23 protein-coding genes are annotated in these 23,714 nt (G+C 69.1%); 11 read left to right on the top strand and 12 right to left on the bottom strand.

What is annotated here, in order from left to right; all coding sequences use genetic code 11:
- Positions 1–8 precede the first annotated feature (8 nt).
- The 3 genes from ACIBQX_RS40520 to ACIBQX_RS40510 are packed head-to-tail and all read right to left on the bottom strand — an operon-like array spanning position 9 to position 3,035.
- Positions 9–1,514, bottom strand: coding sequence for a tripartite tricarboxylate transporter permease (locus ACIBQX_RS40520; RefSeq protein WP_397014205.1), 1,506 nt, complete (start codon positions 1,512–1,514; stop codon positions 9–11).
- A gap of 32 nt (positions 1,515–1,546) precedes the next feature.
- Positions 1,547–2,008 (bottom strand): tripartite tricarboxylate transporter TctB family protein, encoded by a 462-nt coding sequence (locus ACIBQX_RS40515; RefSeq protein ID WP_397014203.1) that lies wholly within the window; start codon positions 2,006–2,008, stop codon positions 1,547–1,549.
- Position 2,009: 1 nt separating this feature from the next.
- Positions 2,010–3,035 carry a tripartite tricarboxylate transporter substrate-binding protein gene (locus tag ACIBQX_RS40510; protein WP_397014201.1) on the bottom strand — a complete coding sequence of 342 codons (1,026 nt, stop codon included), beginning with the start codon at positions 3,033–3,035 and terminating at the stop codon, positions 2,010–2,012.
- Between the two features lie 151 nt (positions 3,036–3,186).
- On the opposite strand from ACIBQX_RS40510, the gene ACIBQX_RS40505 reads away from it, so the two are divergent.
- A complete protein-coding gene (locus ACIBQX_RS40505) occupies positions 3,187–3,870 on the top strand; it encodes a response regulator transcription factor (protein WP_397014199.1) in 684 nt (227 codons plus the stop codon).
- Positions 3,871–3,877: 7 nt separating this feature from the next.
- A complete protein-coding gene (locus tag ACIBQX_RS40500) occupies positions 3,878–5,284 on the top strand; it encodes a sensor histidine kinase (protein ID WP_397014197.1) in 1,407 nt (468 codons plus the stop codon).
- Between the two features lie 33 nt (positions 5,285–5,317).
- On the opposite strand, the gene ACIBQX_RS40495 is transcribed toward ACIBQX_RS40500, so the two are convergent.
- Together ACIBQX_RS40495 and ACIBQX_RS40490 are read right to left on the bottom strand one after the other, a co-directional pair.
- The gene (locus ACIBQX_RS40495) at positions 5,318–6,298 is read right to left on the bottom strand and encodes a TAXI family TRAP transporter solute-binding subunit (RefSeq protein ID WP_397014195.1); all 981 of its coding nucleotides are present in this window, start codon (positions 6,296–6,298) and stop codon (positions 5,318–5,320) included.
- Between the two features lie 35 nt (positions 6,299–6,333).
- Positions 6,334–6,723, bottom strand: coding sequence for a DUF6223 family protein (locus tag ACIBQX_RS40490; RefSeq protein WP_397014193.1), 390 nt, complete (start codon positions 6,721–6,723; stop codon positions 6,334–6,336).
- Between the two features lie 317 nt (positions 6,724–7,040).
- Here ACIBQX_RS40490 and ACIBQX_RS40485 point away from each other — a divergent pair, with 317 nt between their 5' ends.
- The gene (locus ACIBQX_RS40485) at positions 7,041–8,156 is read left to right on the top strand and encodes a sensor histidine kinase (RefSeq protein ID WP_397014191.1); all 1,116 of its coding nucleotides are present in this window, start codon (positions 7,041–7,043) and stop codon (positions 8,154–8,156) included.
- Positions 8,153–8,815 carry a response regulator gene (locus ACIBQX_RS40480; RefSeq protein ID WP_397014189.1) on the top strand — a complete coding sequence of 221 codons (663 nt, stop codon included), beginning with the start codon at positions 8,153–8,155 and terminating at the stop codon, positions 8,813–8,815. Before ACIBQX_RS40485 ends, ACIBQX_RS40480 begins: the two co-directional genes overlap by 4 nt.
- A gap of 9 nt (positions 8,816–8,824) precedes the next feature.
- On the opposite strand, the gene ACIBQX_RS40475 is transcribed toward ACIBQX_RS40480, so the two are convergent.
- Complete coding sequence (locus ACIBQX_RS40475) at positions 8,825–9,349, bottom strand: hypothetical protein (RefSeq protein ID WP_397014187.1); 525 nt, start codon at positions 9,347–9,349, stop codon at positions 8,825–8,827.
- Between the two features lie 7 nt (positions 9,350–9,356).
- Positions 9,357–9,947, bottom strand: a complete 591-nt coding sequence (locus ACIBQX_RS40470; RefSeq protein ID WP_397014185.1) for a hypothetical protein — start codon at positions 9,945–9,947, stop codon at positions 9,357–9,359.
- A gap of 577 nt (positions 9,948–10,524) precedes the next feature.
- Between ACIBQX_RS40470 and ACIBQX_RS40465 the strand changes: the two genes are divergently transcribed.
- Positions 10,525–11,388, top strand: a complete 864-nt coding sequence (locus ACIBQX_RS40465; RefSeq protein ID WP_397014183.1) for an NAD(P)-dependent oxidoreductase — start codon at positions 10,525–10,527, stop codon at positions 11,386–11,388.
- Positions 11,389–11,668: 280 nt separating this feature from the next.
- A complete protein-coding gene (locus ACIBQX_RS40460; protein WP_397014181.1) occupies positions 11,669–12,565 on the top strand; it encodes a hypothetical protein in 897 nt (298 codons plus the stop codon).
- Between the two features lie 236 nt (positions 12,566–12,801).
- On the opposite strand, the gene ACIBQX_RS40455 is transcribed toward ACIBQX_RS40460, so the two are convergent.
- The 3 genes from ACIBQX_RS40455 to ACIBQX_RS40445 form a co-directional block, all read right to left on the bottom strand.
- On the bottom strand, positions 12,802–13,689 hold the full coding sequence (locus tag ACIBQX_RS40455) for a hypothetical protein (protein WP_397014179.1): 888 nt from the start codon (positions 13,687–13,689) through the stop codon (positions 12,802–12,804).
- Between the two features lie 673 nt (positions 13,690–14,362).
- Positions 14,363–14,779, bottom strand: coding sequence for a hypothetical protein (locus ACIBQX_RS40450; RefSeq protein WP_397014177.1), 417 nt, complete (start codon positions 14,777–14,779; stop codon positions 14,363–14,365).
- 2 nt (positions 14,780–14,781) lie between these two features.
- A complete protein-coding gene (locus tag ACIBQX_RS40445; protein WP_397014175.1) occupies positions 14,782–15,021 on the bottom strand; it encodes a hypothetical protein in 240 nt (79 codons plus the stop codon).
- A gap of 74 nt (positions 15,022–15,095) precedes the next feature.
- Here ACIBQX_RS40445 and ACIBQX_RS40440 point away from each other — a divergent pair, with 74 nt between their 5' ends.
- Positions 15,096–15,929: a transposase gene (locus ACIBQX_RS40440; protein ID WP_397014173.1), complete on the top strand. Its 834-nt coding sequence runs from the start codon at positions 15,096–15,098 to the stop codon at positions 15,927–15,929.
- Positions 15,930–16,096: 167 nt separating this feature from the next.
- Here the strand turns inward: ACIBQX_RS40440 and ACIBQX_RS40435 are convergent, their stop codons facing one another.
- Both ACIBQX_RS40435 and ACIBQX_RS40430 read right to left on the bottom strand, forming a co-directional pair.
- Complete coding sequence (locus ACIBQX_RS40435; RefSeq protein WP_397014171.1) at positions 16,097–17,416, bottom strand: hypothetical protein; 1,320 nt, start codon at positions 17,414–17,416, stop codon at positions 16,097–16,099.
- 365 nt (positions 17,417–17,781) lie between these two features.
- Positions 17,782–17,973, bottom strand: coding sequence for a hypothetical protein (locus ACIBQX_RS40430; RefSeq protein ID WP_397014169.1), 192 nt, complete (start codon positions 17,971–17,973; stop codon positions 17,782–17,784).
- 18 nt (positions 17,974–17,991) lie between these two features.
- Here ACIBQX_RS40430 and ACIBQX_RS40425 point away from each other — a divergent pair, with 18 nt between their 5' ends.
- The 4 genes from ACIBQX_RS40425 (at position 17,992) to ACIBQX_RS40410 (ending at position 23,709) form a co-directional block, all read left to right on the top strand.
- On the top strand, positions 17,992–18,189 hold the full coding sequence (locus tag ACIBQX_RS40425; protein WP_397014167.1) for a hypothetical protein: 198 nt from the start codon (positions 17,992–17,994) through the stop codon (positions 18,187–18,189).
- Between the two features lie 143 nt (positions 18,190–18,332).
- A complete protein-coding gene (locus ACIBQX_RS40420; RefSeq protein WP_397014165.1) occupies positions 18,333–20,411 on the top strand; it encodes a family 10 glycosylhydrolase in 2,079 nt (692 codons plus the stop codon).
- Positions 20,408–22,426 carry a beta-galactosidase trimerization domain-containing protein gene (locus tag ACIBQX_RS40415; RefSeq protein WP_397014163.1) on the top strand — a complete coding sequence of 673 codons (2,019 nt, stop codon included), beginning with the start codon at positions 20,408–20,410 and terminating at the stop codon, positions 22,424–22,426. Before ACIBQX_RS40420 ends, ACIBQX_RS40415 begins: the two co-directional genes overlap by 4 nt.
- Positions 22,423–23,709 (top strand): ABC transporter substrate-binding protein, encoded by a 1,287-nt coding sequence (locus tag ACIBQX_RS40410; RefSeq protein WP_397014161.1) that lies wholly within the window; start codon positions 22,423–22,425, stop codon positions 23,707–23,709. The genes ACIBQX_RS40415 and ACIBQX_RS40410 overlap by 4 nt, the downstream gene beginning before the upstream one ends.
- Positions 23,710–23,714 lie beyond the last annotated feature (5 nt).

Raw genomic sequence — 23,714 nt, 5'->3', positions numbered from 1 at the left:
GAAGCCTCCTACTCCTCCTCGGTGAACACGGTTTCGCGGCGCTTGCGGATCGCCGGGAGGACGGCGACGACCAGGGCCGCCGCGGCCAGGGCCAGGAGGACCGCGGAGATCGGGCGGGTGAAGAAGACCGACGCGTCGCCGCGCTCGATGATGAGCGCCCGCCGCAGGTTCTCCTCCAGCAGGGGGCCGAGGACGAAGCCGAGCAGCAGCGGCGCCGGCTCGCAGCCGCACTTGATCAGAATGTAGCCCAGGATCCCGAAGAACACGATCGCGTAGACGTCGTAGGCGTTGAACCCCAGGGAGTACGTGCCGATCGAGGCGAACAGGATGATCATCGGGAACAGCACCTGGTACGGAATGCGCAGCATGCGGACCCAGATGCCGATCAGCGGCAGGTTCAGCAGCACGAGGAGCACGTTGCCGACCCACATCGACGCGATCAAGCCCCAGAACAGCTCCGGTTCGTCGGTGATGACGTTCGGGCCGGGGGTGATGCCGTGGACGATGAACGCGCCGACCATCAGCGCCATCACCGGGTGGGCGGGCAGGCCCAGGGTGAGCAGCGGGATGAACGACGTCTGCGCGGCGGCGTTGTTGGCCGACTCGGGGCCGGCGACGCCCTCGATCGCGCCGTGCCCGAACTCCTGCTGCCGCTTGGAGATCCGCTTCTCGACGGCGTAGGAGGTGAACGAGGCCAGCACGTGGCCGCCGCCGGGCAGGATGCCGAGCGCGGCGCCGAGGCCGGTGCCCCGCAGGATCGGGCCGACGATGCGGCGCCGGTCCTCGCGGGTCGGCCAGAGGTTCTTCACCTTGCTCACGATCGCCGTGCGGGTCTGCTCGTTCTCCAGGTTGCGCAGGATCTCGGCCACCCCGAACATGCCGACGGCGACCGACACGAAGTCGATGCCGCCGTACAGCTCGCGCTGGTCGAACGTGTACCGGGGCGTGCCGGTGTAGATGTCCTGGCCGACCGTGCCGAACAGGACGCCGAGGAATATCATGGCCAGGGCCTTGAGCGCCGTGCCGCGCGCCAGCGCGATCGACACGATCAGGCCGAGCAGCACCAGCGAGAAGTAGTCGGCCGCCCCGAACTGCAACGCGACGCGGGCCAGCGGCGGAGCCGCGACGGCCAGCACGACGGTGGCGATCGTACCCGCGATGAAGGAGCCGACCGCGGCGGCGGCCAGCGCCGCGCCGGCCCGGCCCTGCCGGGCCATCTCGTGCCCGTCCAGCGCGGTGACCGCCGCCGACGACTCACCCGGCAGATTGATCAGGATGGCGGTCGTCGAGCCGCCGTACTGCGCGCCGTAATAGATGCCGGCCAGCATGATCAGCGCCGTCACCGGCTCGAAGCTGAACGTGATCGGCAGCAGCATCGCCACCGTCGCCGTCGGCCCGATGCCGGGCAGCACGCCCACCGCCGTCCCGAGCAGCACTCCTAGGAAGCAGTAGAGGACGTTCTGGATGAGGAGGGCGGTCGAGAAGCCCAGCGCGAGGTTGTCGAGAAGTTCCATGCCTCAATCCGGATGCCGTGTCAGATGCCGTGTCAGAACCCCAGCCAAGGGCCCCAGAGCGGGATCCGCAGCTGCAGTCCGACGACGAAGATGAGCGTGCTCGCCAGGGTCAGCCCGGCGGTCACGGCCAGGGCCATGAGCGGTCGTACGCGGGTGCTGGCCAGCGTGGTCAGCAGGGCGGTCACCGCCGACGTCGGGATGAATCCGAGGCCCCGTACGGTGAATCCGAAGAACAGGACGGCGACCACGATGACGGCGACCGCGCGCCAGGGGATCGGCCCGAACGTGATCACCTCGCCGGCGACGAGTCCCTTGACGACGATCGCCAGCCCCAGGCCGGCCACGAGCGTGCCGACCAACAGGGGAAAGGCGCCGGGGCCCATCCGCAGCAGGGTGCCCAGCTCGTAGCCGAGCGACCCCACCACGAACGCGCCACCGATCAGGATGAAGAGCCCCCCGGCCAGGACGTCCGGGAAGGATCGGCGGCGCTCCACGTCAGGAGGCCTTCACACCGGCGTCGGCGATGACCTTCGCCCAGGTGACGAGCTGCTCTTCGAGCTTGGTACGGTGCGCCTCCGGCGTCGCGTCCTCGGCCGGGACCGGCGCGGTGCCGAGCTTGGCCATCTGGTCGATGACCTTCTGGTCGGCCAGCGCCACCTTCAGCGCCTCCGACAGCTTCTGGACGACGTCCTGCGGCGTGCCCTTCGGGACGTAGAGGCCGTGCCACACGCTGACCTGGAGCTTGGGCAGCCCCGCCTCGGTCGTGGTGGGCAGGTCAGGCAGGCTCTTCACCCGCTCCGGCGTGGTGACCGCGTACGCCTTCACCTCGCCCGCGGCGATCTGGCCGCTGGTGTTGGTCGTCTGGTCGCACATGAAGTCGACCTGGCCGCCGACGAGGTCGGTCAGCGCGGGGCCGGTGCCCTCGTACGGGACCTCCTGGAGCTTGACCCCGGCGGCGGTCTGGAACAGCAGGCCGCACAGGTGGGACGCGGCGCCGATGCCGGCGTTGGCCATCGTGACCTTGGCGGCGTTCGCCTTGACGTGGGTCACGAGGTCCTGGAGCGTCGCGGGCGCGAAGTCCTTGCGGGCGATGACGGTCATCGGCACCTCGGTGACGAGCCCGACCATCTCGAAGTTCTCCAGCGGCTTGAAGCCCAGGTTCTGGTACAGGGAGGGCGCCGTCGACATGCCGATGTGGTGCATGAGCACGGTGTAGCCGTCGGGATCGGCCCGCGCGACCTCGCCGGCGCCGACCGTGCCGCCCGCGCCCTCGACGTTCTGGACGACGACCTTGCCGCCGAGCTTGGCGGCCATCGGCGCGGCGATCATGCGGGTGACGGTGTCCGTCGGGCCGCCCGCGCTGAACGGCACGACGAACGTGATGTTCTGGTCCGGGTAACCTTCGCCGGTGGGGCCCGCGCCTGTCGTGCCGCCGTTTCCGGCACAGGCGGCGACGAGCGACACCACGCCGATCGCGGTGATCATCCGCGCGGTGGTCCCGTACCTGCTGGGCGTTCTCATATCGCGGCCTCCTCGTGTGTGCGCGGCCTAAGTCTGGGCTGGCGGCGGCGCGGATAGTGTCAGAGGAATCCCAAGGAATGCGCTGAACGTCAGAGAAATCCCAAGAACTGCAGGGGTGACGCACGCGTCGATCCGGGTCGTACAATCCGGTATGCGGATCACCATCATCGAGGATGACGACCGCGTCGCGCGGGGTCTGGTGAGCGTCCTGGTCCAGGCGGGCTTCGAGGTCCACCGCCTCGCCACCGCCGCCGAGGCCGTGCGTGCCGCCCCGTCCGATGTGGTCCTCGTCGACCTGGGGCTGCCCGACGGCGACGGGCTCGACGTGATCCGCAAGCTGCGTGACCGCCCGGAGACCGCCGTCATCGCCGTGACCGCGCGCTCGGAGGAGCACGAACGGGTCCGCGGCCTGCGCGCCGGCGCCGACGACTACATCGTGAAGCCGTTCGGCGTCCCGGAGCTGCTGGCCCGGATCGACGCCGTCCTGCGGCGCACCCGGGCGGCCCGGGCGCTGAGCCACCCGGACGAGCCGCTGGTCCTCGGCCCGATGCGGATCGGCGTCGGCACCCGCGAGGTCACCGTCGACACCACGCCCGTGACGCTGACCCGCAAGGAGTTCGAGCTGCTCCTGCTGCTGGCCAGGCGGGCGCCGAACGTGGTCAGCCGCGACGTCATCCTCGACCAGATCTGGGGCGCGACCTGGGAGTCCTCCAGCCGCACCCTCGACACCCACATCGCCGCGTTACGGAACAAGCTCGGGCCGGCCGTGCTCATCCGCACGATCCACGGGGTCGGCTATCGGCTCCTGGCCGACCGGCCGGAGCTGATCGGCTGACGCAGCCGTGCACCGTCGCCTGCTCATCGTCCTGGTGCCCCTCGCGGTGCTGCTCGTCGCGGCGCTCGGGGTCCCGCTCAGCGTGACCGTGGCCGAGCGGGAGATGCAGGAGACGTACGTCGACCGGCTCAACGACGTCGGCCGGTTCGCGTCGCTGGCCGAGACGGCGCTGTCCACCGGGCGGATCGAGGCGCTCCAGCAGGAGCTGGCGCGTTACCACGAGCTGTACGGCATCCCCGTCGCGGTGATCGACACCTCCGGCACGGTGCTGCTCGGACCGGGAGGCGCGTACCAGCGGGCGGCGCGGGACGAGTCGGCGCTGCCCCGGATCGTGACCGCCGCCCTGGCCGGAACGAGGCCCGAGCCGTCCGGCGATTGGGCGCCGTGGGGTGACTCCGCGCTCGTCGTCGCGGAGCCGGTGGGCCGCGACAGCGAGGTCATCGGCGCCGTCGTGACGATCTCCGACCTGTCGAAGACCCGCCGGCGCATCCTCGTCCTGTGGGCCTGGCTCGCCGCGCTCGGCCTGCTGCCGTTGATCGCGCTGGTGGCCGTGGCCTGGCCGGTGTCGGCGTGGGTGCTGCGGCCGGTGCGGGAGCTGGACGCGGCGAGCTCGCGGATCTCCCAGGGCGACCTCACCATCCGGGCGGACGCCGAGGCGGGCCCGGTCGAGCTGCGCCGGCTGGCGGGGTCGTTCAACACCATGATGGACGCGGTCGAGAACGCCGTGCAGCGGCAGCGGGCGTTCGTGTCCGACGCGTCGCACCAGTTGCGCAACCCGCTGACCAGCCTCCGGCTCGCCGTGGAGAGCCTGGAGCCGCATCTGCGCGCGGCCGGCGACGGGCGGCAGATGTACGACGTCGCCGTCGACGAGCTGAAGGCGATGCAGCGGCTGCTGAACGCGCTGCAGGCCAGCGCCCGGATGGAGAGTATCCGGACGGCGTCGCCGGTGGATCTCGACGCGGTGCTGGCGACCCGGGTGGACCGGTGGCGGGCGCTGACGGCGACGGCCGGGCAGACCCTGGCGGTCGACGTGCCGCCGGGGCTGCGGTTGCTGGAGCCGACGGGCGGACTGGGCAGCATCCTGGACGAGCTGATCAGCAACGCGCTGCGGCTGTCGGACGCGGAGGTGGTGGAGGTGTCCGCCCGGGTCCCCGACGGTCCGGGCGTGGTCATGATCTCTGTGCGGGACGACGGCCGGGGGATCGACGCGTCCGAGCGGGCCCAGGCGCTGCAGCGGTTCTGGCGGTCGCCGCGGCACCAGAACGTGTCCGGCACCGGCCTGGGGCTGGCCATCTGCGCCGACCTGGTCGGGGCGGCCGGGGGCGAGCTTCGGCTGGAGGAGGGGCTGCCGCGTCCGGACGGCTCCGGGCACGGATTCGCCGCGGTGGTCGTCCTACCGGTGGCTCCCGACTGAGGACCCGGCGCGGGGCCAGTGCCGTCAGTGCTGTCAGTGCTTGCGGTCGCGGAACCAGGCGGCCGCGCCCGGATGGAGCGGGATCGACGCGGTGGAGATCCCGGTGCGGACATTGATGTGCCATGCCTCCGGAACCGCTTCGGGAACGGCTTCGGCCCCGGTCTCGTCGTGCCAGGCGGACGCGATCGTACCGGTGTGCGTGAAGATCGTGTCGGTGACGGCGTACACCAGATCGTCGGGCAGGTCGCTGCGCGCGAGCAGCACGTTCGGCACCGCGACGGTGCGGGTGGCCGGGACGCCGGAGTAGGCGGTCGCGGGGATCATGGCCGGCGTGTAGGGGCCGGGGAACGCGATGAAGAGCCCGTCCGCCTGCTCCTCCAACGGGATCAGCCGGATCAGGTGTCGCTGCGCCAGGTCCGTGATGGCGGGGGTCGGGACGCCGGTCAGGGAGAACATCGCGTCGATCTCACCGGCGCGCAGGGCCGCCGCCGACGCGGCCTGGCTGAGGTAGCGGCCGTCGGCGTCCAGCAGACCGAGCTCCAGGACCCGCAGCGACGTGAACTCCGTGCCCGAGTCGCGGGCGCCGAGGGAGACGCGCTTGCCCTTGAGGTCCCCGAACGCGTCGATCGCCGAACCGGCCATCACCACGAGATGCAGGTGACTGTCATAGAGCCGGCAGATCGCCGACAGCCCCTCGGGCGCGCTGCCGTCGGACGTGATCAGCGCGTCCAGGCTCGTCAGCCCGAGATGCACCTCGCCGGCCCGCAGCATCCGGATGTTGTCGGTGGACGCCCCGCTCGGCACGGTGCTCACCGTGGCGCCCGGCACCTGCTCGGAGATGTGCTCGGCCAGCGAACCGCCGATGCGCCGGTACACCGCCCCCGCCGGCCCGGTGGCCAGCCGCAGACGGACCTCGCCGACCTCGGACCGCTGGGAGCAACCGGCGAGCAACCCGCCGGCGGCCAGGAGCACCGCCCGCCGACTGAGCCAGGGCTCCGGTTTCAGCAGCACCATGCCGAGATGATACGGACTGGCGAAGGGGTCGCGCCTCAGCCGGTGCGGCGCGAGCGGGCCAGAGCCAGCCCGCCGAGGGCCATGGAGATCAGCCCCACCGCCAGGGCCAGGTAGCCCCCGACGATGCCGTAGCCGGTGCCGGGGCCACCCTCGGCGGCGGCCACGACCAGCGCGCCGATGACCGCGCCGGCCAGCCCCGCCACCAGGGCCGCGACGGCTCCCCTTCGGCCGGGGCCGGTACGCCGGGCGGCACGGGCCAGGCCCAGCCCGCCGATCACCGCGCCGGCCAGCCCCAGCCCCGCGGCCACCAGGGACCAGAGGCGGCCGGCGGTCATGGAGTAGGCACTGACCGGGTCCGGCTGCGCGAGGACGTGCGCGACCACCGGTCCGGCACCGACTGCGACAAGCACGGATTTGACTGACATGAGGCTCTCCTCCTGCGACTGGACTGGACTGGACTGCTGACTGCTGACTGCTGTGCTGCTGACTTCTGTACTGCTGGTGGGCTGGGGGTCTGAGGGTCTGAAGGTTCGGGGGGACTGGGGGCTAGGGGACTGCACCTGAGCATGTCCGCGGAACCGTCGCCGGTCGTCCGGCGGACGTGGGTGATTCGGGCTGCCGCCGACGCCGTAGCCGGCTGCCGCGAACGCCGCATGATCCGCCGACGTACCGCGGGTGCGGTATCCGGCCCGTCATCCGTCCGCAGGATTCGCCCGCGCGGGCATGCGGCTAAGGTGCGCGCATGAGCACAGGACGGGCCGGGGTCGTCGACTGCGCGATCGCCGCATGCGTGACGGCGGTCCTGCTGGTCACCGGGCTGTCCGGGCAGAGCTCCGGCACGGACCTCGGCCCGCTCGGCTACGCGCTGCTGGCGGCGGGCGGCCTGGCGCTGGCCGCGCGCCGCCGGGCTCCGGTCCCTGTCCTGATCGTCACCGGGCTGTGCGCGGTGGGTTACCAGGCGGCCGGTTTCGATGTGCCCGCCGTCGCGTACCTGTTCGCGGTCTACGCCGCCGTACGGGCCGGGCATCGCGTCATCACGGTGGCCGCGAGCGTGACCATGCTGGCCGCCCTCCCGCTCGCGGCCCTGGCCTCGGGCCTGCACGACACGGGCGAGGCGTTCGCGCAGGCCCGAGGTGCTCTGGAGATCGCCTGGCTGGTCGCGGCCGGCGCCGCGGGCGAAGCGCTGCGGCAGGCCGAGCGGCGGGCGGAGGAGGCCGAGCGCACCCGGGAGGAGACCGCGCGCCGCCGCGCCGACGAGGAGCGGCTGCACATCGCGCGCGAACTGCACGATTCGCTCACCCATCAGATCTCGATCATCAAGGTGCAGGCCGAAGTCGCCGTCCACGTGGCCCGCAGGCGTGGCGAACAGGTCCCCGAGGCCCTGCTGGCGATTCAGGCGGCCGGGCGGGAGGCGACCCGGGAGCTGCGCGCCACCCTGCAGGCACTGCGCGACGACGACACGACCCCGCCACGCGGGCTCGACCACGTCCCCGAACTGGTGGAACGCGCGCGTGCCATCGGCTTGGACGCGACGCTGACGATCGAGGGCCAGACACACGACGTGCCGGCCGCGGTGGGCCGGACCGTCTACCGGATCGTTCAGGAGTCGCTCACCAACGTCGCCCGCCATGCCGCCGCCGCTACCGCGTCCGTCCGGATCGACTGCCGACCGGACGCCCTCGCGATCCGCATCGACGACGACGGCAAGGCCGGCCCGGACACCGCCCCGGTGCCCGGCGTCGGGCTGCTCGGGATGCGCGAACGCGTCACCGCACTCGGCGGCCGCCTGCGTGCGGAGCCGCGCGACGAGGGCGGCTTCACCGTCCAGGCCGAACTCCCCGTGGACCGGACGTCGTGATCCGGGTCCTGCTGGTCGACGACCAGCCGCTCATCCGCAGCGGATTCCGCGCGCTTCTCGACCTCGAGGACGACATCGAGGTGGTGGCCGAGGCCGGTGACGGGCTGCAGGGCGTGGCGCTGGCCAGGCAACATCTGCCTGACGTCGCGCTCGTCGACATCCAGATGCCGGTCGTCGACGGCATCGAGGCGACCCGGCGCATCGCGGCCGACCCGGCCCTGGCCGCCGTCCACGTCGTCATCCTGACCAACTACGGCTTCGACGAATACGTCTTCAACGCGCTGCGCGCCGGCGCGGCCGGATTCCTGGTCAAGGACATCGTGCCCGAAGACCTCCTGCACGCCGTGCGCGTCGCCGCGCGCGGTGACGCGCTGCTCGCCCCGTCGATCACCCGCAAACTCATCAACAGGTACGTCACCCAGCCGCTCACCATGGGCACCGGCAGGGGCCTGGAAGAGCTGACCAACCGCGAACGCGAGACCGTCGCCCTGGTCGCCCAGGGCCTGTCCAACGACCAGATCGCGGACCGGATGCTGATCAGCCCGATGACCGCGAAGACCCACGTCAACCGGGCCATGGCCAAGCTGCATGCCCGTGACCGAGCCCAGCTGGTGATCCTGGCGTACGAATCCGGCCTGGTCGTGCCGCGTAGCTCCTGACATCGCCGTTCAGCGAGTGACGCGAAGAGCCCACTCGACCGTGTCCGGGGCCTGGACGCGTACCGTCAGGGTCTTTCGGTCGCCGAGGTCGAGGCGGTTCATGATGGGGCTGATCACGTCGTCGAGGCAGGTGAAGGGCATGTTGATGCCCGGCTCCAGGATGATCTCCGCCTTGCCCTGTCCACGGCACTTGAACAGGACCCATAGTTCGTCCTTGCCGGGTGGGACATCCCCGACGACCATGGACCCTTTCCTCGGCCCCGCCTTGAGGACGGTCTTCGTGCCGGCGTCCATGCCCGGTAGGCGGAGTCGTGAAGGTTCGGCTGATGGCGTGGCCACGGTGGTCTCGGCAGGGGTCCCAGTGGGGCTCTCGGTGGGGGTCTGGGTGGGGACCACGGTGGGAGGCTCAGTCGGGGCGGCCGACGAGGTGGCGCCTCGCGGCTCCGTGACCGGGTCGGCCGGTGTTCCGGCCGTGCAGGCCACCGTCAAGAGGCCGGTGGACATCAGGAGAAGCGCCACCCGTCGGATTGTCATGTTGAGATCACCTTTGCTTGACGTACCAGCCGACGCGCCACGGAGTCCACGCGGTCACTTTTCTCGGTTTCTGGGGGCAGACGTGGTAGCTGCCCTTGGTCTTCTTGCGCCAGACGCCGTACGTGGCGGTGGTCGTTCTGCGGGGCGGCGTCGGGACCGCGATGCTGTTGCCCAACGAGGCCGTCAGGCTGGCGGACAGGTTGACGCCCGTGGCCACCTCGGCGCCCGCGACGAGCCTGTCCACCTTCAGGCTGCCGGAGACGTTCCAGGCGATCGAGATGGTTCCCGAGACGGTGGCGCTGAAGGTCGATGTCGCGGCGCGGGAAGTCCCGTTGTGATTGGACTGCGTCGGGCCAACCGCCTTGTGGCTGTTGCTGTAACTGGAGACCCGGTAGGAGACATTTCCCGGCCGGCAGGCCATGGTCACCAGGGGAGGGGTGACTTTGGCGCGGAAAGTCTCCGTCTCGTTCTCGTAGCCGATGACGATGTCGGGATTGTCGGGAAGAGGGTGAGGATCGTCGGCGAAGGCCGGAGTCGCGCCCAGCGCCGTGAGTGGCGCCATGAGCACGGATGCGCAGAGCGTGCGTTTCAGCAACATTGCAGGTAGGCTCCCTTTGCATCGAAGGGTGCTCCACGGGCGGGGATCGTTGGTCGCGGCACCCGTCCGTGCAGCTCATGGATCTTCTTCCCGGCTCTGCCGGGCGTTGACCGACAGTTACTCACGCTGATGAATGGCAAGCAACCTCTTGTGCTGTGCCGCCTCGTGTGCTTCAGTGCTCGCGGGCTTCATTCCAGCTACATTTCGTCTACACGCGCCAGCTCAGCGGTCCGATCAACAGGCGTTTGCAGAGTTATCAACTGCCGCCCTCGCAGGGTTATGGGCGTACTTTTATCGGCCATCCATAACAAAAGCCCACAGTGTTGCCGGGATTAATAGGAAGCATCCGGTTTCCGGCAAAGCTGTCATTCGGCTTCGGTCGGCGCCCTTCTTGAGGCAGACCGTCAGGTTCGGATCGGCGATGTGCCGCGCGCCGGCCGTGGCCAGTACACCTAACCCAGGGCTTCCTGCCCTTGACCGGGAACGGCCCTTCGGTGCTGCTCGCTGCCGCTGGGTACGCCCAGAGCGGGCCGCGTACCTGGCCCTTTGATGTTGAAGGATCAGGAAGGAGCATCGCATGGCACGAGTGTCTTTCGCCGGTCTCGGCAACATGGGGAAGAGCATGGTCCGCCGCCTGCTCGCGGAGGGACACGGCGTCACGGTCTGGAACCGGTCTCCCGCGGCCGTCGACGAACTCGTCGCGCTGGGCGCCGAGCGCGCCGCGTCCGTCGCCGACCTGTTCGCCGCCGGGCCGGTGCTGTCGATGCTGGCCGACGACGCCGCCGTCGCCGCCGTCTTCGACGACGCGGTGCTCGCCGCGGCGGGCCCGGACGGCATCCACGTCAGCATGTCGACGATCTCCGTCGACGCCGGTCGCGTCATGGCCGAGCGGCACGAGGCCGCCGGCATCGGCTATCTGGGCGTCCCGGTGCTGGGGCGTCCGTCCGCCGCGGAGGCGGGACAGCTGAACCTGCTCGCCGCCGGTGACAGCGGGATGATCGAGTCCCTGGAGCCGGTGTTCTCGACGCTCGGCCGGCGTACCTGGAGGGTGGGCGAACAGCCGTGGCAGGCCAACATCGTGAAGATCACCATGAACCTGCTGATCATCCACGCGCTGGAGGCCATGGCCGAGGGCTTCACCCTGGCGGAACGGCACGGAATCGACCCGTACCATCTGCACGAGCTCATCACGGAGACCCTGCTGACGGGGCCGGTGTACGAGGGCTACGGCAAGGCGATCGCGGACCGTGCGTATCTGCCGGCCGGTTTCCGCACCGTCCTGGGCGACAAGGACCTCAACCTGGCCGCGGCCGCCGCCGACAAGATCGGACTGCAACTGCCTACCATGTCCGCCCTGCAGCGGACGTTCCAGACCGCGATCGACCAGGGCATGGCCGACCACGACTGGGCGTCGATCGCGGAAGTGGTGCGTAGAGGATGAACGGCGTGCCCACGGCGAAACAGGTTCGATGGGGCTGAAACCGTACCGAGACCTGTTCATCGGCGGCGCACGGGTGGCGACCACGGCGAGCACACGCCGCGGCGGTAGGGCTGACCTCCCTGTGACAAGGGGGGCGTGCGGCAATGTGGCCGCGGCCGGCGACCGGGAGTCTGGGCCATGGCTCCGGTCGTTTCCAGGAGGTTCCGTGTCCAGTGTTCTTGGTGCGTCGGGTCGCCGAGTGATGGGGTGGCATCGACCGCTGATGCTGATGGTCGCCTCGATGCTGTTTCTGCTGGTCGTCTCGGCGGTCGGGCTCGTGCTCGACGACCGGGTGCTTCTTGGCGCCCCCGTCTGGCTCAAGCCGTTCAAGTTCGCGGTGTCGATGGCCGTCTACGGAACCACCCTCGCCTGGATGCTGTCCCTGCCTCACCGAGGCAGGAGGTGGACCTCCGGGCTGGCCACCGTCTTCGCCGTCACCGGGTTCGTCGACACGGTCATCGTCGCGATCCAGGCCGCCCGCGGCACCTTCAGCCATTTCCACAAGTCCACCGCTGCGGCCGAGAAGATCATGCTGGTCATCTTCGGCAATGCCGTGCTCTTCATCATGCTGGCCAACCTCGCGCTCGCCATCATCCTGGCCTTTCAGCGGGTCCACGCCGACCGTGCGATGAGCCGGGCGATCCACACAGGCCTGGCCCTGGCCGTCGCCGGCATGGCCCTGGGCTTCCTCATCCCCATACAGGAGAAGGCGGAGACCGCGCTGACCACCAGCGGTGAGAGGGTATTCCTGAGCAGCGGTCACAGCGTGGGCGTACCCGACGGCGGCCCCGGCCTCCCGCTGACACAGTGGAGCACCACCGGCGGCGACCTGAGGATCCCCCATTTCGTCGGCCTGCACGGCCTGCAGGTCATGCTGATCGCCGCTCTGCTCCTGGCCGCGCTGGCGGCTCGCTATCCCCTCTTACGTGACGACCGGATCCGCGCTCGCCTGATCGGCGTGGCAGCCGCGGGCTACACCGGCCTGATCGCCCTGGTCACCTGGCAGGCCCTGCGTGCTCAGCCCTTGATCCACCCCGACGCCCTTACTCTGGCCGCCGCCACCCTCCTGGCGTCCCTCACCGCCCTGGCCGCCGCCGCGGTCCTGGCAGCGGCCAGGCGGGTCTCGGCCACCGGTTAGAGCCTGCTGTCGAAGGGCTTTGGCGCCGCCCGAACGGCCGCCTGGTGGACTCGTGCTCTTACAAACTCCACCCGGCGTCCACGCGTCTCCTGCACCGGACTGGGTGATCACGAGCTGAACGCCGGGAGGAGGGGAGATCGCGCGGGCGAACTCCCCTCCTCCCATGACGATGTCGGCAACGCACGGCTCTCGACGGAGTCGCATCTAGGGGAGCCGCAGCCTACGACCTCATGCCCTCACTCGAGGAAGACGGCGTTGAACGAGCCGTTGGCCGGGGCGCCGTCCACGGTGAAGCAGGCGACGTAGAGGCCGCTGCCCGGCATGTAGTCCGGCGTCCAGAACATCACCTTGCAGTAGTTCGAGAATCCGTCGCCGCCCGGCCCGTACGCGACGGCTTGGACGTGACCGCCGTCCAGGGGCATGTTGGGTGTGGCGAGCCGGTAGATCCCCGGCGCCAACCTGGTGGCGGTATTGGTGGCTCCGGTGGAGTTGAACCGGTGCGTGGGGGCGTACGGGGTGACCGCGTCGATCTGGTTGGGAAGGGCGTACGCCGCCGGCAACGTGTCGGTGAAACCGGCGTTCCTGCTGTAGGAAAAGGTGAAAGCGGTGTCCGTCATGGATCCGTTGAGGTTCGTGCAGAAGATGGCCACGACCATGGCGTCGGAGTCCTGCGACGGGCCTTGCGAGTGGGCCTTGCACCGGCCGGCGGTGGTGTTCTGCGCGGTCACCTGGAGGTAGCCCACGGCGTCCTTCATGCCGGGCAGATGGACGCTGTAGTAGCCGGGGCCCACCCGGTTCACCGTGTTGGTGGCCCCCGTGGAGTTGAACTGGTGCGCCGAGCTGGGCGTGTAGGTGGTTGCGCTGGGCTGGTCCGCCCAGACGTAGGCGAGGTGGCGCTGCGCGCTCGCCAGGTTGACGAAGGAGACGGTGAACATCGAGTCCGCGAACACCCCGCCGGGGTCGAAGCATTGCACGCGGACCAGTTGGGCGGTCCCGGAGGGGACCCAGTCCTGCACGTTGCAGGTCGTTGCGTCGAAACCCACACTGGTCACATGGGCGATCCCCCCGTTGAGCCCGAGATTGGGCATGGTGACGCTGTAGCGCCCCACGTCGGTGCGGGTCACGGTGTTGGTGGCGTTCGTAGAGTTGGCGCTGTAGGCGGCGGCGGGAGTGTAGGAGGACGTTGTGGGCTGGTCTGCCCAGACGTAGGCGTATCCGGTGGTTGCAGTCCGGGCCCAGGCGGGTGACCCGATAACCGGGACGATGGCGCAGACCAGTAGAGCCGCCGCGAAAACGGACCACCAGCTCCTTTGTGGAGCGTTTCCCGATCCCCGCCGTACGGCTGTCGGTAATCGCATTTATCCTCCCTCTCTTAGGCGTTCCGGTGTTGCTCCGCATCGGTTCGGATATTCGCTCAATTGCTGTAACGGTGAATTCCGATAACGCGCGAGCCGACGCCGTTCGACAATCCATCAGGAGTGTGGACGAGGGGAAGGAGAGCCGTCAATAGCCATCGATAATGTCTTGCTCTACCCCCTTCCGGAAATGCTATTTTTTGCGGTGCTCGATTCCATATGACCGTGGCTGGTGTGCTGGTCATCCCGCATACCTGATGCCGTTTATGGGCGCGGTGCGCATCGTGCGGGGGCAGGTAAATCGATCACGCGGGTCGCCAAGGACCTAGACCGCTTCGTTGCTGGCGGAGGGCAGCGGCGTGGCGTTCACCATGACTGTGGCGAACGTCAGGGCCCTGTCGGCGCCGTGGGCGACCGCGTCCATGATGGCGCGCTGGTCTAACTAGTCGTCGTCGAAGCCGGCGATCCATTCGTCGATGTACTTCGCGCCTTCCTCGGCGAGGACCACGTCCTCCCTGGGAGCTGGGCCAAGGGAATCAGCGAGCTTCTTGGGATCCACCGGCTTTCCCGGGCTCACCAGATAGCACGACAGGCCGGTGCTCATCTGGCGGGCCATCGAGGAGACGAACGCGTTCCGGCGATACCTGTTGCACAGCAGGAGAAGACCTTGGCGCTCAAGCTCTTTCCGCAACTCGATCAGGGTGTCCTCGAAATCCACGGGCGATCGGAATACCAGAGGCGGAGCGTCCTGCCGATCGAGGCGGAGTTCGCATATGTCATCCTCTTCGATATCCCGCAAGGTCACCACGCATGGCAGCCGCGACTCGTCTGCGAGCCTGACCAGTTCGAGCCTGTACATGCTCACCTCGGTACGTAGTTCGGGTTCGGGATCCATGTGTCCGGCTCGTCGTACCTGCCTAGTTTCCAAGCCCCTCTGATCTGCCCAAGATTGATCTTGGTAAAGATGATCTCCTGCTCGGGCAGCGGATACTTGACGCGCCCCGTGTGTTTCACAGGCGTACCGTTGCCCCAGTCGTCTATCTCATAGATGAAGCCCTCCGAACTGGGAGGATGGGAGTTCTCTACGCTTCCAACCGTCACAGTCAAAGGGCACCTCGTAAGTGCGATTCTCCCACGCCGCTGACAAAAAGCATGCGATCTTCGACGATGAGCACGTGATCGCCTACGGCGGGCTGGCTCCGGTGCTGCGACTGGCCGAGCGTGCGGGCCTGGAGCGTCTGGCCGGCGAGCACGTGGCCCTGGGCGCTGCTGAGGGGGCCAACGCGGCGGCGAAGGTCACCACGATCGTGGCCGGGATGGCTTGCGGCGCCGACAGCATCGACGACCTGGACATGCTGCGTCATGGCGGGATGGACAAACTCTTCGACGGCGTGCGCGCGCCCTCTACCCTCGGCTCGTTCCTGCGCGCTTTCACCTGGGGCAACGTCCGCCAACTGGACAAGGTCGCCCGGCTCCTGCTCCCGGCGCTGGCCGAGCACACGCCGCTGCTGCCCGGCAACCGGGTGCTGGCCTTTCTGGACATCGACTCGATGCAGCGGCGCACCTACGGCTACGCCAAGCAGGGCAGCGGCTTCGGGCACACGAAAATCCAGGGTAAGAGCGTCCTGGTGCGTGGCCTGAACGTGCTGGCCGTCACCCTGTCCACGCCGCTGGCCGCCCCCGTGCTCGCCGCCACCCGGTTACGTGGCGGCAGCGCCGGCTCCGCCCGCGGCGCCGCACCCCTGATCCGCGAATCGATCACCACCGCCCGGCAGACGGGCTGTTCAGGCACCCTGATGCTGCGCGGCGACAGCGCCTTCTACAGCGCGCAGGTCATCGCCGCCTGCCGCGAGAACGACACCCGCTTCTCCATCACCGCCAAACTGGACCTCAAGGTCAAAGCAGCGATCACGGCCATCGACGAAGACGCGTCCTGTGCACGCCAGACCCGTCCGAACCCGCCGGACCCCAGCTCGGTGATCAGGCGATACCGTCCGCCGACCATGTGACCAGGCTGCGCCGCTGTCATGACCCCACTCCGCCCGTCTCGCCCTGTAAGACAGTTGATCAGAGTGAATCACTGACAGGAGTGCTGTGCTCCCTGATTGTCACCCATCGCCTGTGCGATCTGACGATGACCCCTCACCATGGTCTCGGCGAGGGGCCATCGTGTGCGTCAGATTCGCGGTCTGGTCCGGCTCAGTAGCCACTGGAGGATGGCGGCGTCCTCGTAGGTGGGTCCGTAGGCCGCGTGGTAGTCCGGCAGTGCGAACGCCGCGTCCTCGTACTCGGTGTAGCGCATGAGGGTCCCGATCTCCTCGGGAGTCTTGCCGCGTGCGGTGTAGGCGTCCTGCAGCAGTTTCCGAGTGGTGCGGGCGAGGTCGATGTTCAGCAGGTGGTCGTGTACACCGTGGGTGACCCAGAGTGGGACCTCCGCGGCGGCGATGGCCGCCGCCTGCTCGGCGTTGACCGCGAAGCCGCCGGTCACCAGTCCGCCGGCGAACAGGTCCGGACGCTTGGCGAAGGCGTGCCACAGCAGTTGGGAGCCGTAGGAGACGGTGGTGGCGTAGACCCGCCGCTTGTCGACGGCGTAGTCCTTGAGGAACTGGTCGAGCAGCTTGACCAGGAGATCGGCCTCGGCCGCGCCGCCCACGCGCTGGTGCTGCGGGGCGAGCACGATGACGTCCTCGGTGCCGCCGGTCCACTTCTGCTGCAGCCAGGCCGTGGCGGGAATGTCCGCGGCCACCTGGACCGTCAGATTGTCCCCGTCCCATCCCATGCCGTGCCCGGGCAGCACGACCATCAGCGGGTACGTCTTGGCCGGGTCGTAGTTCTTCGGCAGGTGGTAGTGGTACGGCAGCACCATCCCGTTGGACAGGTAGGAGCCGTAGCGGAACTCGTCGACGAGGAGGTTGACCGGCTTCTCGGTCACCTTTCTGGAGATGTTCGGGGTCCCCTTGGCCAGCAGCGGCCCCCTGCCGAGGCCATGCCCGGGCTGTCCGTGGACGTTCTTGCGCTGGACCACCCGCGTGGGCAGATCCGGGTTCACCCGCACCGCGCACCGGCCGTTCGGACACTTGGAGGTGATCACCGTCCAGCCGGCGTTCTGCTCGGGGTCGAGCTCGACGATGACGTACCGGCCCGGCGCCGAACGGTGATCGGCCCGGATGGTGGCGGCGTCGTTGGTGTAGGCGCGGGTGACCTTGCGGTCGGTCAGCTTGGGCAGGTCCTCGATGGGATTGAACCGGAAGTTGTAGAGGGTGTCCTGGACCGAGAAGGTGGAGGCGTCCAGTTCCCGTGGGTTGACGTTCTGGCCGTACTCGACCGCTACCGCGGACACTTTCTGCCCGTAGGTGTAGACCGTGGTGATGGGAGTGATGCTGCGGATTCCGGCATCGGGGCCGCTGCTTGCGTCGGCGGGCCCGGCGGAGACCAGGCCCGAGGCGACCATGGCCAGGGCCGAGGCCACCGCCCCGACCCATCTGCGGATACGCATGCGGTACTTCCTTTCCGGCCGTGGGCCGCGTCGTACGCGTGACCCACTGTGCTAAATCGATTTAGTAACGTGTGACAGTGGTGCCTGCTCACGACGGGTGGGGATGCTGCTCACGTAGGCAGTGGAGGATGGGCCGTGGATCGCTGGAGCCCACTCTGGTTACAGTGACGCTAAATCGGGTTAGCTGTACTATTACGATCGGCCTCACCCGTGTCAAGGCTCGATTACGGCCTCAGGAATCGCCGGCGTGACCGACCGGTGGAGGACCCTCGCCCTTGCTGATGGCGAGCGCGGTTGCTCGGTCGAGCGACTCCATGGGGGTGGAGGGTGCTCGGTCGAGCGACTCACATGCTGGACGAGGGCGCTCAGTCGAGCGACTCCGCGGTGGCCGACGGTGCGACGGATTCGCGGCTGCGGACGGGCATTCGGACCCGATGCACCTCGCCCACCCGGTCGGGGTCGGAACGATCGCGGTCGATGTCGGTGAACAGCACGTCCACGGCCTTGCGACCCAGCTCGTAGTGGGGCAGTGCCACGGTGGTCAGCTTGGGCCGCATCCAGCCTACGCCTGGCTGGTGCTGCCGGACCTCCAGGTGATCAGCTTCGCCAACTACCGGTCCCACCAGGGCGGCGATCTCCTAGGTGCGGGAGCCGCGCAGGCACGGGCCGGCTTCGGCGGCACCATCGCACCCACGCTCAAACTCACCCTGGAGGGACTGACGACCTCCGTCGGCCCGATCACCACAGATCTACGAGCCGCAGCCCGTTCCTGAGGCGCGACTGAGACGTCCTCCAGCCGGGCGTAAGGCACTGCATGGTCATCCACCGGAAGGCGGTCGGCTTACCTTGTCTTTCTTGCATTCTTGTATAACAATATTTCTCGTCTAACGATCATTTCGACGAGAGGTGCGTCACAATGCGAACACCCGACTGGCCGCGTACGGCGACCCGCTGGACGCAACTGACGCTGGCCGAGGACGACCCGGCGCATCTCGATGTCGACTTCTGGACCTCGGTGATGCGTGACAGCAGGTCCAACGCGGCCTGCATCAGCGCCGGCGGCTACATCGCCTACTATCCGACCCGCATCCCGTTCCACCACCGCAGCACCTACCTCGGTGACACTGACCCCTTCGGCGCCCTGGTCGAGGCCGCCAGGGGATTGGACATGCACGTCATGGCCAGGGTGGACCCCCACGCCGTGCACGCCGACGCGGCCGAGGCGCATCCCGAATGGCTGGCGCGCGACGCGCAGGGGGCGGCCATCGAGCACTGGGCGTACCCGGACATCTGGCTCACCTGCTCCTTCACCGACTACCACCGCGAGTTCATCACCGAGGTGGCCCGCGAGATCGTGCGCGAGTACGACGTCGACGCGATCTTCGCCAATCGGTGGGAGGGCTACGCCGGCATCTCCCACAGTGAGGCCGCGCAGCGCTCGTTCCGCGACGACACCGGGTTCGAGCTGCCCAAACGCGAGCACGACCCGTCCGACCCCGCCTGGCCCGCGTACGTGGCCTGGCGGCGGCGCAAGCTCAGCGAGCTGGTCTCGATCTGGGACACGGCGGTCAAGGACGTGCGGCCGCACGCCCGCTTCATCCCCAACCTGGGCATGTTCGCGGCCCGCGACCTCGAGCCCGAGCTGGTGCGGCGGGTCTACCCGATGTTCGTGGTGGACAAGCAGGGCCGCTCGGGGATCGAGGCTCCGTGGGCGGCGGGGCGGGTGGCCAAGCGCAGCCGCGGCCTGTACCCCGACCGGCCGATCGGGCTCATCACCTCAGTCGGCCCCGAGCACCACCAGCACCGGTGGAAGGACTCGGTGGCCCCGCCCGAGGAGGTGCGGACGTGGATCGTGGACGGGTTCGCGCAGGGCGCGTTCCCGTGGTTCACCAAGTTCAACGCCACCGTCTCCGACCCGCGGTGGGTGCCGGCGGTGGTGGAGGCGTTCAGCCTGCACGCGCGGCTGGAGCCGGTGCTGTCGGAGACGGCGGTCACCGCCGAGGTCGCGCTGCTCGACCCCAGCAGGGCCGGGCAGCTCAGGACGGGGGCGGCGCACACCTTCCCCGACGAGAACGGGTTCTACCAGGCGCTGGTCGAGGCCCGGATCCCGTTCGAGTTCATCGCCGACCAGGCGCTGTCCGCCGAGCGGCTGCGGCCGTACAAGGTGCTGGTGCTGGCCAACGCCGAGCAGCTCGGCGACGCGGAGTGCCAGGTGATCCGCGAGTACGTCGCCGCGGGCGGCGGCCTGGTGGCCGCGCACCAGTCCTCCCTGTACGACGAGCACGGCGACCTGCGCGACGGCTTCGGCCTCGCCGACGTGTTCGGCGTCGACCTGACCGCGCCCGTCAGGGGCCCGGTGAAGAACAATTACATCGCCCTTACCGGCGAGCACCCGGTGAACGCCGGCTTCGGGGGCGCCGAACGGATCATCGGCGGCAGCCACCTGCTGCGCGTCGAGGCCAGGCCGGGCACGCGGGTGCCGTTCCGGTTCGTGCCCGACTTCCCCGACCTGCCGATGGAGGAGCTGTACCCCAGGCAGGCGCCGGACGCCCCCGCAGTGATCACCAGGGAGGGGCCTGGGCGGGTCGTCTACATCCCGTTCGACATCGGCGCGATCTTCTGGGAGGCCCTCCAGGCCGACCACGGCCTCCTGATCGCCAACGCGGTGCGGTGGGCGCTCGGCGGCGAGCCCGAGGCCACGGTACGCGGGCCCGGCCTGGCCGACCTCGCCGTACGCCGGGACGAGCACGGCGTCGCGGTGACCGTCGTGAACCTCACCAACCCGATGGCCATGCGCGGCGCCATCAGGGAGACCATCCCGCTGCCGCCCCAGACGGTGTCGGTCGCGCTGCCGCCCGGCGCCCGGGGGGCCACGGCGCGCCTGCTGGTCGCGGACGCCGAGGCCGCCACGGTGGTATGCGACGGCCGGGTCGAGGTGGAACTGGCGAACGTGGGGCTCATCGAGGTCGTCCACCTCACCTGGGAGCGGTCGTGAGCGGGGCGTGGTGGCGCGAGCCGTTCCAGATGTTCCAGACCAACCTCCGTGAGGTGGACGCCGGGCTCGACGTGGAGCGGGTGCTCGACTACCTGGAGGAGTTCGGGGCGAATGCCTGGCTGATCAGCGTCGGCGGCATCCTGTCCAACTATCCGACCGGCCTGGATTTCCAGACGCGCAATCCGCGGCTGGCCGAGCGCCCGTCTGGCGACCTGGTCGGCGACGCGGTCGCCGCGGCCCGCCGAAGAGGCGTGCGGGTGCTGGCCAGGATGGACTTCTCCAAGATCGACCACCGGCGGGCCGAGGAACATCCCGAGTGGTGCTTCGTGGCCCCCGACGGCGCTCGCCAGGTCTACAACGGGCTGGCCAGCGTCTGCCCGAGCGGCGACTACTACCAGGTCAAGCTGTTCGAGGTCATCGGCGAGGTGCTCGACAGGTACGAGGTCGACGGGTTCTTCCTCAACTGGATGTCGTTCAACGAGGTGGACTACAGCCGTAAGTACTGGGGGGTCTGCCACTGCCTGGCGTGCACCCGCCGGTTCGGGGAGGAGCTGCCCGAGGGGCCGGACTCGCCCGGATACCTCAGGTGGCGCACGTTCGCGCAGGACACGATCGAGGATCTCAACTCCCGGATCCGCGCCGAGATCGCCCGGCGGAGACCGCAGGCCGCGCTGATCCTGGGCGAGCACGCCGACATCGTCTTCCACGAGGCGAACAACGCCGTCGGCCGGCCGCTCTGGCACCACCGCACCAGCGAGCACGTCAGCGCGGCGAAATCGTACCGGCCGGACGTTCCGGTGCTGGTCAACTCGGTGGGGTTCGTGGACATGCCGTACCGGATGGCGGGGGAGGAACCGCACCACTTCGCGCAGTATCTGCTGCAGGCCATCTCGCGAGGCGCGATCCCGTCCACCTACATCATGGGGACGCCGGACGACAGCCCGTATGAGTGCCTGGAGATCGCGGCGGAGATCACCCGCTTCCACCGCGACCACGCCGACGTCTACCGGGACCTCGTCTCCGAGGCGCGCACGCTGCTGGTCCGGCCCGACCCGCTGAAGGACGGACGCCCCGCGACCAGCGAGTTCCAGGGGCTGTACCTGGCGCTGCTGGAGCGACACATCCCCTTCGACGTCCTGCCCGAGGACAAGCTGCCGGTGACCGATCTGTCCCGCTACCGGCTGATCGTGCTGCCGGACCTCGGCCCGCTCCGGTCGGCCCGCGTGCTGGACGCCTACGTGGCGGCGGGCGGGTCGGTGCTGGCGACCGGTTCGAGTGGCTTCGACGTGGACGAGGTGCAGCTCGATTGCCTGCCCGCGGTGCGCCGCCTGGCGAGCATGGAGAGCGAGGAGTCCGTGCGCTCGCTGCATCTGCGCGGTGACAGGGGCATGGTGCCGGTCATCGGGGCCTTCCACGTGGTCGAGTCCGACGAGAAGGCGGAGGCGGGCCTGTTCGCGCTGTCCAGGGCTAGGTACGGCCCGCCGGAGAAGTGCCACGGCCACCGTGAGAGCGGCCATCCGGGCTGGCTGAGCGCCCCCTACGGCCAAGGTAAGGGCATGTTGATGCCGTGGACGGTCGGCCGCGGCTACCGGCAGACCGGGCTGAGCGCGCACCGCGACCTGTTCGCCGACCGTGCCGGCCCGGACCTCGCGGTGGAGACCGGACTGCCGGAACAGGTGGAGATCGTCCCCGCGCGATCAGGGGCGGCGCGCGTGATCCACCTGCTCAACCGCTCGGGCGACGCCGACCAGCGCTTCCGCCGCCCGGTGCCGATCGGCGAGTCCTGGCTCGACCTGCCGTGGCCCGGGGAGTGGCAGGTGCGGGCCCTGGTCGCGGGCCACGCGCTGGAGGTCGAAGGCAACCGGGTGCGGCTGCCCGAGCTCGGCCTCTACGAAGTGCTGGTAGCAAATTGTCAAACAAGTACACATGAGCTATTGACGGTCTCGTCAGACAAATGGACACTAGGTCATCACCAGGGCAGCCGGTCCCCTGTGAGAACGATGGGAGAATCATGATGAGCGGACTCGATCGGCGGGGATTCCTGAAACTGGCGGGGGCCGGGGCTGTGGGGGCTTTCCTCACGGCGTGCGGCGGCGACTCCGGCAGCGGCGGTGCGTCACTGCGGTACGCCTGGTGGGGCAACAACATCAGGCAGCAGAACTACACGAAGGCCCTCAAGGAGTTCGCCGCCAAGAACCCGGGCGTCCAGATCGAGCCGGAGTTCGCCGACTACGCCGCCTTCCAGGAGCGCATGACCACGCAGATCTCCGCCCGTGACGTGGCCGACATCTTCTGGATCGCCTCGCCGCAGGTGCTCACCTACCACAAGAACAAGCTCTACCGGCGCCTCGACGACATCCCGACCCTGAGCCTGGCCGACTACTCCAAGGAGGACCTGGAGTCGTACAAGCTCGGCGGACAGCTCAACACCATGCCGTTCGGCATCTTCGTCCCCACCCTGCGCTACAACGAGACGTTCGCCCAGGAAGACGAGGTGGAGCTCCCGCCCGCCGGCGCCGACTGGGACGCCTGGGCGGCCTTCCTCATCGAGTATGCCAAGGACAACCCGAACAAGCGCAAGGGCATGCCGTACGAGCCCGACGCCGACCTGCCGTTCGAGTCGTGGCTACGACAGCGTGGCGAGCAGCTCTGGACCCAGGACGGTAAGCCCGGCTTCACCGCGGACAGCGTGCGCGCCTGGTTCGACTGGTGGGACAAGCTGCTCAAGGCGGGCGCCGTGCTGTCGCTCAGCGAGCAGGAGGGCATCGGCCCCGACTGGGCCCTGGTCGGCAAGAAGGTACTGGCCAACGTGGGCAACTCCAACCACATCATCGACGAGGCGAAGATGTTCCCCGACTACCGGTTCAAGCTGCGCGCGATGCCCGTGGCCAAGGACGCCCAGGCCGGGCACCAGTTCCTCTACTTCCCGCGAATGGCGATATATCAAGGTATCGACGACGACAAGGTCGAGGCCGCCGGCAAGATCGTCAACTACAACACCAACGACCCCGCGATGCTCAAGACCGTCGGCATGACCATGGGCGCGCCGGTCAACCCCAAGGTCTTCAAGCAGTCGCTCGACTCCGCGAGCGGCGACGAGAAGGAGATGCTCACCCTCGTGCAGGCCGGCCGCGAGGCCGAGCGCCGCCCCCGCTTCGAGGCGCCCCCCGGCACGAACACCTGGCGGACGGCCATGTCCAGGGCCGCGGAGGAGATAGCGCTCGGCCGGCTCAGCACGGCCGACGGAGCGAAACGGCTCCTGGACGAGATCCAGGCCGGCATCTCACGGTCCCGTTAGGAGCG

Origin of the sequence: Nonomuraea sp. NPDC049714 (assembly GCF_044465295.1) — a bacterium.
In the GTDB taxonomy this organism is placed as follows: Bacteria; Actinomycetota; Actinomycetes; order Streptosporangiales; family Streptosporangiaceae; genus Nonomuraea.
The sequence above is the reverse complement of the archived record's forward strand: the minus strand, read 5'-3'. Positions and strand labels throughout refer to the sequence as shown.